Source organism: Mesorhizobium sp. M00.F.Ca.ET.216.01.1.1, from assembly GCF_004010325.2.
In the GTDB taxonomy this organism is placed as follows: Bacteria; Pseudomonadota; Alphaproteobacteria; order Rhizobiales; family Rhizobiaceae; genus Mesorhizobium.
In genome coordinates this window covers 84,867-94,438 of record NZ_SADR02000027.1, presented here as the reverse complement: position 1 = coordinate 94,438, position 9,572 = coordinate 84,867, and the positions used below count along the sequence as shown (strand labels likewise).

Annotated in this window: 14 protein-coding genes; 4 read left to right on the top strand and 10 right to left on the bottom strand. The window is 60.4% G+C overall.

What is annotated here, in order from left to right:
* The 8 genes from EN859_RS28460 to EN859_RS28440 all read right to left on the bottom strand — a co-directional run.
* Positions 1-192 (bottom strand): transposase (locus tag EN859_RS28460; RefSeq protein ID WP_189502294.1); only part of this gene is annotated, 192 nt, incomplete at its 3' end.
* 66 nt (positions 193-258) lie between these two features.
* Positions 259-483 (bottom strand): hypothetical protein, encoded by a 225-nt coding sequence (locus EN859_RS28455; protein WP_245525747.1) that lies wholly within the window; start codon positions 481-483, stop codon positions 259-261.
* 11 nt (positions 484-494) lie between these two features.
* The gene (locus EN859_RS39675) at positions 495-866 is read right to left on the bottom strand and encodes a sensor histidine kinase (RefSeq protein WP_245525746.1); all 372 of its coding nucleotides are present in this window, start codon (positions 864-866) and stop codon (positions 495-497) included.
* Positions 835-1,392, bottom strand: coding sequence for a PAS domain S-box protein (locus EN859_RS39670; RefSeq protein WP_348632952.1), 558 nt, complete (start codon positions 1,390-1,392; stop codon positions 835-837). The genes EN859_RS39675 and EN859_RS39670 overlap by 32 nt, the downstream gene beginning before the upstream one ends.
* A 6-nt stretch (positions 1,393-1,398) precedes the next feature.
* Positions 1,399-1,662, bottom strand: coding sequence for a hypothetical protein (locus EN859_RS39665; protein ID WP_245525745.1), 264 nt, complete (start codon positions 1,660-1,662; stop codon positions 1,399-1,401).
* Between the two features lie 60 nt (positions 1,663-1,722).
* Positions 1,723-1,896 (bottom strand): PAS domain-containing protein, encoded by a 174-nt coding sequence (locus EN859_RS39660; protein ID WP_245525744.1) that lies wholly within the window; start codon positions 1,894-1,896, stop codon positions 1,723-1,725.
* Positions 1,897-2,023: 127 nt separating this feature from the next.
* Complete coding sequence (locus EN859_RS28445) at positions 2,024-2,188, bottom strand: DUF3309 family protein (protein ID WP_127856035.1); 165 nt, start codon at positions 2,186-2,188, stop codon at positions 2,024-2,026.
* A gap of 266 nt (positions 2,189-2,454) precedes the next feature.
* Complete coding sequence (locus EN859_RS28440) at positions 2,455-2,709, bottom strand: hypothetical protein (RefSeq protein WP_127856034.1); 255 nt, start codon at positions 2,707-2,709, stop codon at positions 2,455-2,457.
* Positions 2,710-2,938: 229 nt separating this feature from the next.
* On the opposite strand from EN859_RS28440, the gene EN859_RS28435 reads away from it, so the two are divergent.
* The 3 genes from EN859_RS28435 (at position 2,939) to EN859_RS28420 (ending at position 6,260) form a co-directional block, all read left to right on the top strand.
* Complete coding sequence (locus EN859_RS28435) at positions 2,939-3,370, top strand: hypothetical protein (RefSeq protein ID WP_127856033.1); 432 nt, start codon at positions 2,939-2,941, stop codon at positions 3,368-3,370.
* 441 nt (positions 3,371-3,811) lie between these two features.
* Complete coding sequence (locus EN859_RS28430; protein WP_127856032.1) at positions 3,812-4,741, top strand: hypothetical protein; 930 nt, start codon at positions 3,812-3,814, stop codon at positions 4,739-4,741.
* 1,189 nt (positions 4,742-5,930) lie between these two features.
* On the top strand, positions 5,931-6,260 hold the full coding sequence (locus EN859_RS28420) for a low affinity iron permease family protein (RefSeq protein ID WP_127856030.1): 330 nt from the start codon (positions 5,931-5,933) through the stop codon (positions 6,258-6,260).
* A gap of 176 nt (positions 6,261-6,436) precedes the next feature.
* Here the strand turns inward: EN859_RS28420 and EN859_RS28415 are convergent, their stop codons facing one another.
* Together EN859_RS28415 and EN859_RS28410 are read right to left on the bottom strand one after the other, a co-directional pair.
* Complete coding sequence (locus EN859_RS28415; RefSeq protein ID WP_127856029.1) at positions 6,437-6,781, bottom strand: hypothetical protein; 345 nt, start codon at positions 6,779-6,781, stop codon at positions 6,437-6,439.
* A gap of 94 nt (positions 6,782-6,875) precedes the next feature.
* Entirely contained in the window at positions 6,876-7,076 is a 201-nt protein-coding gene (locus tag EN859_RS28410) for a CsbD family protein (protein ID WP_127856045.1), read from the bottom strand.
* A gap of 488 nt (positions 7,077-7,564) precedes the next feature.
* Between EN859_RS28410 and EN859_RS28405 the strand changes: the two genes are divergently transcribed.
* Entirely contained in the window at positions 7,565-9,556 is a 1,992-nt protein-coding gene (locus tag EN859_RS28405) for an AI-2E family transporter (protein ID WP_189502292.1), read from the top strand.
* Positions 9,557-9,572 lie beyond the last annotated feature (16 nt).

Genomic DNA, 9,572 nt, shown 5'->3' with positions numbered 1-9,572 from the left:
ACCGGAGCGGACCAGGTAGCGCACGGCGTTGACCACCTCCCGGAAATCAACCTCGCGCGGACGGCCGCGACGCCCAGGCTTGGGCATCAGCGGCGCGAACTGCTCCCACTCCTCGTCCGTCAAATCAAACGGGTAGCGCTTGGTCTTCTTGGCGATCTGGGCCATCCGGCCACGGCTCTGCTCTGTCCACATCTAAAGCTTGAATCACAACCAAGCCTCAGACGGAACCCATAGCCAGCCGATTTTCAAAACGGTCTCTTAGGAAAGCGACTGGCCCGATTGCTTTCTCAATATTCGAGCCTCGCACAGCAAGGAGCCGAGGTCGATGCCGATCATTGCAGTGAGGTCGCGCGCCTGGTCAGCTGTAATGCCTGTCTCTTTCGCCATGAAAAGAGCCAACTTGTTTTCTCGCATCTTGCGGGTCTCTTTTTGCCTATCGTCAACCATCGCCGCGTGCCCTTCGGCGCATAATCGCTGGCGCAAACGATGTTCCTTCAATCGGCCGCAATATTGGCGAGAGAGGTTTCGACGGACCGCAACGGCGTTTCGAGCGTCCAGACGACGCCTTGCTTGTCGAACTCAAGTTTGCCGGTGCCGCCGAGTGCCTGCGGTGCGACCCGCGTGAGGACGACAGATCCAAAGGCACGGCGTGTGATCGCGTCCACTATCGGCCCGCCCAGTTCACGCCAGATGAGGCGAAAGCTGTCAGTGCCGTCGCCAGCAGACGTCACCTTCCAAGCTATTTCGATCCTTCCGCGGTGGCGGGACAGCGCTCCGTGTTTTGCTGAATTGGTGGGCTGTTCGTGGAAGGCGATGCCGAGATACTGTACGGCATTAGGCTGAAGTATGATCACCGGCCCGGCCACCGACAGACGGTCCTGCGCTGCGAAAGCCTTGAGTTGCGCGTCGAACTAGATCGCCTACCGTCGCGCCGCGCCATTCGGCGTTGACCAGAAGATCATGGGATTCCGAAAGCGCTCCGATGCGCTCCCGCACCTGTTCGAGGAAAGCCGCCGGCGTGCTCGTCAATTTGCTGGTCTCGCGGATCATCGAGATGATGACCGAGTATTGGCTCTTCACGCGATGGTTGACTTCGCGCATGAGCAGACGGATGCGCCGTTCGCTCTCCTTGTGCGAACTGATGTCGCGCGCGATTTTGGAAGCGCCGATGATCCGCCCAATGCCGTCGCGGATCGGGGAGACGGTCAGCGAGACCGGAATGAGCCGACCTTCCTTGCGCAAGCGGACCGTTTCGTATGATGGCACGCTGCCGCCGGCGCGTATGCGGGCGATGATCGAGGCCTCCTCATCGAGGCGGTCGGTTGGAATGAGCATCGTTACCGGCCGGCCGATCGCCTCGGCGGGCGTATAGCCGAACAGACGTTCTGCCACGTCGTTCTAGCTGGTGATGACACCGTTTATGTCCTTCGAAACGATAGCGTCCATCGACGACTCTGCAATTGCGGCAAGACGGATGCGCGCCTCGCCCGCCAGCGTCTGCGTGCGCAGATCAAGCAGCGTGTTGATGGCGCCGACAATCTCGCCCGATTCGTTGCGAAGCAAGCGTGGGTGAGCCCTGAACGGAATGAGTTCACCGTCCGGCCTCTCTGAAATCGCCTGGTCCCACGGGACATCACGTTCTTCGAGCAGCGCAATCGCCATCGGACATTCGTCATGCGCCATTGCCCGGCCGTCAAGATGAAGAAGCTTCCATGAACCGCATCACAGGTCCTGACCAATAACAGGACGATGCCCCCACAGATCGGCCGCGGCTTCGTTAAAGAATGTGATGCGACCCTGTTTGTCGATGGTGTAGACGGCGACGGGCAGCGCCTGCATCAAATCGGCAGAGGGAACCCCTGGAATCCCAGTCCCCGCTTGTTGGATGACGTTCACGTATTCCCCGGCCCGCTCGAGTAACGGATTGCTACGATTGCTGAAATGCTTTGTGCGAGGTTTCGGTTCCTAAAAAGCCCGCCGCTCCAAGAGAGAGAGGCGGGCACGCTTAATCGTGCGGACGGCACTAAAGGCGCCCGAGAAGGACCAGGATAATAACGATGAGCAGCACGAGGCCGAGGCCGCCGCCGCCATAATAGCCGGTGCCATAGAACGGCCCGCCACCCAGACCGCTGAAGCCGCCAAGCAAGGCGAGGATGAGAATGATGATGAGAATGGTTCCAAGGCCCATGGTATCTGGTCTCCCTGTTGCGCTGCCGCGTCAGTTGCACTAGCGCGTCGATGCGCGTGTTGATGGATATGAACTCGCAAAAGGCTTTCCTGTTCCGCCAAGGCGCGTCGTCGCGCAGGCTGATCCTGCGAAAAGCCCACTGGCACACGAAAAAGCCCGTTGGCCGGGAGCCAGCGGGCTACGGCCGACGCCACCGTTTTCCCTGTGGCATCAGAAGGAAAATCCATAGGGCCGAAAACCCAAGCGCTCCGGGCACTTCAAAGGCATCAGGCGAATTTCAGGAAGTGATGAGGAAACAGATCGCCGAGCTTCGCCGCGAAATTACCAAAACAAATCGAACTCTCTCCGAGCGAGCCCAAGAACCAGCCGGCTGGTACGACTGTTCGGCCGAACAGGTCTCTGGCGCAGCCCCGCAACTGCGCAGCCAGGCGCACACCATGTCGGAAAAGGTTCAGCGGAACACCAGGTGCGATCTCGTCGGCAACGGTGCTCGGCGGCACGCTTGGCGTTCTTCTCGGCATCGCAATTGCCAAGAGTTTCGAGCCCGAACACCGCTGGTTTTAGAGGCGGACCCAACACCGCCGGGTATATCGACACAGGCAAAGGCACTTGCCGCTACTGAGCAGCGAACGGCCGTCCGTCGAGCAAGAGGCTCGCGGAACCAAGCATTGGTTAATCGACTTATCAAGCGATAACTAATGGAATGCGGAATTCATGGGGGGCATTCCTGCAATTCAACAGGAGCAGACCATGAAACACCAAACACTCGACCAACTGCAGACAATCGCAGAAGTTGAACCCTTGGCGACGTACCCGATCATGACCCGACAGCAGCGCATCGAGCGTTGGGCAGAACTGCTAGAACAACATCCCACGCGATGCCTCGGAGCGCTGAGAGGAACCGAACATCTGTATGCGGAAGCCCGCGAACACGCGCGTAGCGAGGGGTCGCCGCTCACCGTTGCCTTCGAGGATCCGGTGCTGCGTGCGATGGGCTTGAAAGACGATACCTACGGCGAGGCAAAGCGCTTCTTCGAGCTGAGCGACTGGCAGTTGCACAGAATCGTCTGCCACTGCCATGTCGGCGCTACGATGCAAGCGAGTTGGACCGCCGCCAGAGTCCGGCGGACAATTGCCGGAAACAGGTTCCTCACCTGGCTGAGAAAGAAAATAGTACGTTGAGCCGTGCAAGACGGCGACAACAAGTTCGCTAGTTGATCGACGGCGAGGCCGGAAGTGCAAATTCGGTCTTTGACGGGGGCGATTGATGCCGCTCTCCTGCCTTGCCGCATTAATTGAATGGCGTTTCACGAGTGAGCGGCACCCGATGGCAGCTGTGTCCACTGCCCGCCTCAAACGTTATTAGCCGGCTCTCCTTGGGTCCCACAACTGCAACGGCATCAAACAGATTGGTCCGAATGATGCCCTGCACAGATCGCCGTCTAAATGGTCTAGCTCTGCGATCGGCAAGCCACGGAACAGAACTCCTCTGGCCGCATTGTTAGATCGGCACTGACAAACGCACGGGAGGTTTTCATGGGTCGCGCTGTCTTGCTGTGGCTGCTTGGTATTCCAATTCCGATCATCATTCTCATAATGCTGTTCGCGCGGTAGGAGGCTGGGATGCAGTCAACCCTGGTAGCCGCCGACGTTTCCGCTCCGACGGAATCTTCTTCTTCGGCCGTGAGGTGGGGACCAATCATCGCCGGCGCCTTCGCCGCATCGACCCTCACTTTCATTCTGATGCTGCTCGGCTCAGGACTCGGCCTCTCCATGGTATCGCCGTGGTCCGGCTCTGGTGCCTCGGTCACCACATTCGCGGCGTCTACTGCCGTGTGGCTGGTGGTTGTGCAGTGGCTGTCGTCGGGAGTTGGCGGCTATCTTGCCGGCCGGCTTCGCACCAAATGGGTAGGTATCCACACAGATGAGGTCTTTTTCCGCGACACCGCCCACGGCTTCCTGGCTTGGGCACTGGCTACACTGCTTGTCGCCGGTGTTTTAGGCTCGGCGCTTTCTGCGGCATTGGGTTCGGGCGTTCAAGCCGCCTCGACCGTCGCCTCGGGGGCCGCGATGGGTGCTTCGGCGGGGGCCTCCGCCAATGCCGGCGGAGCGGCCGACAACATGACATCCTACTTCGTGGATTCGCTGTTTCGGCCTGCCGACCCAAACAAGCTTGCCGCTGCCAATCCGCAAAGCGACGCTGCGGCGGCGGCACAGGCCTCGCGAATCCTGGTCGCCAGTGCGGCGGCTGGCGACGTCTCGGCTGACGACAGCGCCTATCTGGCACAGCTTGTAGCCGCGCGCACCGGGCTCTCACAAGCTGATGCGAAGGCGCGTGTTGATGCGATCATCGTCAAGGTGAAGGATGCCAAGGTCAAGGCGCAGCAGGCCGCCGACACCGCTAGGAAGGCCAGTGCTACCTTTGCACTGCTCGGCGCACTGTCGCTGGTCGTCGGCGCCTTCATCGCCAGCGCCGCGGCAGCGCTTGGCGGCAGGCAGCGCGACGACGAGGAAGCGCTCTATCTTTCGAGCCGACAAAAAAGCTCCGCCTGATCGGCCCGCGACCTCCCAGAGCGCGGCTTTTGCAAATGATTGCCCGGTTATGGAGCAGGCGTTCATTTCCGGACAGTTCCTTGCGAGGTCGGTCCAAGGCGTTGGGCGAGCGCGATCGGTAGCTTGAACTGACCCGGTCGCCTGGCCCTTAAGCGATCGAAATCGAAATGGATGCAGGCGATTTGCCGCCGGTCGCGGGCGATACCAGCAGGCTAGCCTGTCAGCATGCCTGCCACCAAGGCGCAAGCGGTTTGACTGGTCTGATTATCATGGACGCTGCACCAGGAGACTCGCTTCAGCCCGACAAAGGGCACATTGAATGGCGCACTGTTCGCCCATCATGGCGCAGCAGTATCTCAACCACCAACTGGAATGCCCCTATTGCCTCACCATTGGACTGAGGATTCCTGCCAACGCTGGTCTTGCGACGACTACAGCGAGTTCCTTGGGAAGCGTGGCGAAGATGGTCTTCGCCACGCAAATGCTGCACGCGCCGATCAACCCGGCTTGACCCATTGCGCGTCGGCCGCTTCATACCTTTGGCCGCAGACCCGGCAACACGCTGGCTGCTGACGCTGTAGCCCGCTGTCGGTCAGAGCAGCAGGCCACAGGGCTACTGACCGGAAAGGGAAGGGAAACCGGTCGTGCCCCAACCGATCGGTCGCGGAGACGTTGCAGAAAAATCCTTAACACCCCGCAACCATGGCGCGGAACAAACCACTGAAACTCGCGTTGCTCAACGAACGTTTTTCAGGAGGAACTAATGGGACGCAGCGTCTATGAGGCGCAGTGGATTCTTGCGCCGATTTTCGGCACTGGCATTGTTTTCGTAGCGGTTGGAATCCTCATTGGCTGAGCCTGGAACGACCGCCGAAAACGTCCCTTCATCGGCGATCGGTGGCCCCGCTGCCCTTCACTAATCGCCTCTAAGGGCGGCGGGTTGCTCTCCGGGCAGGAGAACCCGCCGCACCTCGGCACAACAGGCCATCAAGCGACACCAAGCAGGGTCGAGGTGGAGAATGTGCCGGTGCGCGGACCGTGAGACAAATGGGATTTTCGCCATCGACTCGCATCCGTCAGCAGTCAGGATTTGCCGCGACGTCACAGCGTGCAGACTTGGGCTGGCATCCCGATTTGGCAACATATGGTCCCACCTGGAACTTGGACCTGGTCACGAAAGTTAGGGCGAATGGCAAACCACCAGATCAGGAGCACCATCACGTACATTGGTACGCTGACATCGCGGCCGCAGGCGTTTCTGGTCTTCTTGGCTTATATCGTCCTCTGGCTGACCTTTGATCTGCGCAGCGTGGATTGGCATGCCATCGCTACGATGGCTACCTGGGCAATGACGCTGTTCATCCAGCGGGCAGAGCATCGCGATACGCAGGCGCTGCACGCCAAGCTGGACGAGCTGCTTCGCGCGGTCGGCGAGGCCGACAGCGAGACCGCGAAGATCGACGACAAAGAACCAGAGGAGATCGAAGACCAACGGGAGCGGAAACAGCAACACAACTGAACCTGGTCGCGACCCGCTGTCCACCTGGACAACGAAAAACGTCTGCTCCGCATATGTCGCTAGCGTCGCTCCTATCTGGTCGCAAGTGTCCAGTAATTTGACGAGGCATCAATTGCCGGGACAGCGATTGGCAGGATAACATATCGCGAGAGGCGACCTGTACCTCTCCATCCGCGTCAGTTGTCCTTGCAGTCGGTGTCGGCTTTGGCCGCCGCCGTCTTATCGCCCTTCTGCTGCGCCTCTATGTCCTGCTGCGAGGTGGCAAGGTTTTTGTTTCCGCCGCTTTCCTGGTTGGCTAGCGGCATGGTGTTGCCGTCCTTGTTCGCGGGACCTCCCTCGAGTCTGCCATCGACGTTAGCCGTTGCATCGGTTTCAAGGGGCGCGCGCGTTCCGTCCTTTGCGATACCCGTTTGAGCTTTGCTGCCGATCGATGCGGTCGTGTCAGGGCAGGCGGCGCTCGCCGCGCCTGAAGTCAGGCCGATGATAGAGGTGGCGAGCAAAATAGCGGTGAGTGTCTTCATCTCTTCATCCTTTCGGCGTGTGACGTTATCCTCTCGAAACTGCGGGCAGCATCCAAAGTTCCGCCGACCACGCGCCAACCTTGAATCTGTACGCTCAGCTGATCCTTCTGGACCAGTCGTCTATCTGGCGTTCTGCCTCTTCCTTGGCGATTCCATAACGCTCCTGAAGACGTCCGACGAGTTGGTCACGATTGCCCTCGATGCGGTCGAGATCATCGTCGGTGAGATCACCCCATTGCTCCTTGGCTTTGCCTTTGATCTGCATCCATTTTCCCTTGATTTGATCCCAGTTCATGGCTTCCTCCTCTGCATCACAACGGAATTCTTCTACTTTCCTGGCCTCCAAATAGAGGCCCACGCCTCTAGCGGCAGCAATGAGGGCGCGGGCCGATCGGCGTTTCCATCCGATCTTCGACAGATACCGAGCGATATCTGTTACCGGGGAATGAAGATTAGCGGTCGCTAAAGGTTCCGGGCCGAAGCAAAAAAGCCCTGCGTGGCAGGAACGCTAAAGCTGCCCATGCTTCGCCATTCCGCTATTCGTTTTTCCCGAGAAGCCCGCGCCTTTCACCGGAGCCGCTCCCGGCCCGTCATAGCCGATTGGCCTAATTCAACCTTGAGTCTACAAACCCGATGGCCACCCACGTTGGTATCAACCCTGGATTCCAGAATAAGGCACGCACACCATCGAGACTCCGTAGGCTCCATGGCGCGCAAAGGAGCAAAAGTTGCGCGCCGGTTAAATATGCCTGATCATTACGATTGGCAGGGCGGAGACATCAAGTGGCGGCCAATCGTCGAAACGGCATGCACTCCTCGGGCCCCGGGCTGGCGGGCATTTTTTCCGCGGCCAGGGCCCAACCGCGCACGTCATTGCCCACAGTCGCGACTGTCGTGACGGCCGTCGCCGCCCTCTATTTCGGGCGCGAGGTTTTTCTGCCGATCGCAATCGCGCTGCTGCTGACCTTCGCGCTTGCGCCCCTGGTATCTGCACTCAAGCGAGCCGGCATTCCCCGCCTTCCTGCCGTAGTCGTCAGTGTGCTCGGCGCATTCACAGTGCTCGCGCTGTTCTCCTTCATTGTCGCCACGCAAGTCAGCGAACTGGCGCAGAACATCCCACTCTACCAGGCAAACATCCTGACCAAGGTCAGGTCTCTCAAAGAAACCGGCGTGGGTGGAGGGATCATAGCCAGGCTGAGCGGGGTGATCGAGCGCGTCGGCCAGGAGATCGACCAGCAGGACCCTTCGCCCCCTGCCGCGGACAAGCCAAGGCGCGAGCCTGTACCTGTCGAGATCGTCGCGCGCGAAAGGCCGCTCCAGGTTCTCCAGAATCTGATCGGCCCGCTGATCAGCCCGCTGGCATCTGCGGGCCTGATCGTCATCGTCGTCATCTTCATGCTGCTCGAGCGGGAGGACCTGCGCGATCGTTTCATACGCCTCGTCGGCTATGGCGATCTTCATCGAACCACCGAGGCGCTCCAGGATGCCGGCAAGCGGGTCGGCCAATACCTGCTCACGCAGCTCGTCGTGAACATCGTCTACGCCATACCGATTACAGTCGGGCTTTGGGTTCTGGGCATACCCAATGCACTGCTTTGGGGATTGCTGGCGCTGGCCCTGCGCTTCGTTCCCTATATTGGCCCGGTCATCGGCACGCTGCTGCCCTTGTTCCTGGCGCTGGCGGTGGCGCCTGGCTGGTCCTTGCTGCTTTGGACCGTCGCGCTGTTCGTGGTGATGGAACTGGTCACCGGGAATGTTATCGAACCGTGGCTTTACGGTTCGCGCACCGGGCTCTCGCCGCTGGCCATCATTGTTGCGGCGATCTTCTGGACCTGGCTCTGGGGTCCGCTGGGTCTGGTTCTGTCGACGCCGCTTACGGTCTGCCTCGTGGTGCTCGGCAGACACGTGCCGCAGTTCGAGTTCCTCGATGTGCTGTTCGGAAACGAGCCCGTGCTCGAACCCCATGCCAGGCTCTACCAGCGGCTGCTGGCCGGCGATCCCGAGGAAGCCACCGACCACGCTGAGGAGATCTTGGAGGAGAAGTATCTGGTCGAGTTCTACGACAGGGTCGCCATTCGAGCGCTTCTGCTCGGCGAGCAAGACCGCATCCGCGGCGTGATGGGCGACCAGCAAAGGCGCCAGGTGGCGGCCAGTGCGCAGACGCTGGTGGCAAACCTCGACGACAGCGCAAAGGAGGAAGCTGACGAGGACGATGACCCGGTTGCGGCCGAGGAGACAGGCTCGCGCGATGACAAGGAGGCTCAAGAGGAGGGCGTGGACGATACCGAACTGCCTGACGGAACGGACATGTCGGTGCTGTGTGCCGGCGGGCGCGGCGAACTCGACGATGCCGCCGCCGCCATGCTGGCGCAAGTGCTCGAGATCCAGGGGGCGACGGTGTCGAAGACGAGCTTTGCCGATATGGAACCGGCGAGCATTCGCCGCCTTGAGCTCGACGCTGTCGGCACCGTCGTGGTCGGATTCCTGAACCGGGACTCCGTAAAGCATGCCCGTTTCCTGGTTCGTCGGCTGAAGCGCGCCAAGCCGGCTCTGCGCGTAGGCATCGTGTTCTGGTCCGAACCCGGCAGCGACGAAAAAAACACAGCCGCCAGGTTGGCAACCGACATCAACGCCGATTTCGTCGCACATGGCATGGTCGACGCCGTGCTCGGCGCGCTGTCGCACGAGCCGCCGGTTGCGCTGAAGGTGGCCGCCAAACGTCGCATGCGCCGCCGGCCTGCTCGCAAGAAAGCGCCGCTTGCAGTTGCAAACTAAGCGCGAACCAGGACGG

What these genes read in the sequence shown, in the direction of transcription:
- EN859_RS28440 (WP_127856034.1), bottom strand. Translation starts at nt 2,709, where the DNA reads ATGCCGAGAAGAACGCCAAGCGTGCCGCCGAGCACCGTTGCCGACGAG.
- EN859_RS28435 (WP_127856033.1), top strand. Translation starts at nt 2,939, where the DNA reads ATGAAACACCAAACACTCGACCAACTGCAGACAATCGCAGAAGTTGAA.
- EN859_RS28410 (WP_127856045.1), bottom strand. Translation starts at nt 7,076, where the DNA reads ATGAACTGGGATCAAATCAAGGGAAAATGGATGCAGATCAAAGGCAAA.
- EN859_RS28415 (WP_127856029.1), bottom strand. Translation starts at nt 6,781, where the DNA reads ATGAAGACACTCACCGCTATTTTGCTCGCCACCTCTATCATCGGCCTG.
- EN859_RS28430 (WP_127856032.1), top strand. Translation starts at nt 3,812, where the DNA reads ATGCAGTCAACCCTGGTAGCCGCCGACGTTTCCGCTCCGACGGAATCT.
- EN859_RS39665 (WP_245525745.1), bottom strand. Translation starts at nt 1,662, where the DNA reads ATGGCGATTGCGCTGCTCGAAGAACGTGATGTCCCGTGGGACCAGGCG.
- EN859_RS28420 (WP_127856030.1), top strand. Translation starts at nt 5,931, where the DNA reads ATGGCAAACCACCAGATCAGGAGCACCATCACGTACATTGGTACGCTG.
- EN859_RS28445 (WP_127856035.1), bottom strand. Translation starts at nt 2,188, where the DNA reads ATGGGCCTTGGAACCATTCTCATCATCATTCTCATCCTCGCCTTGCTT.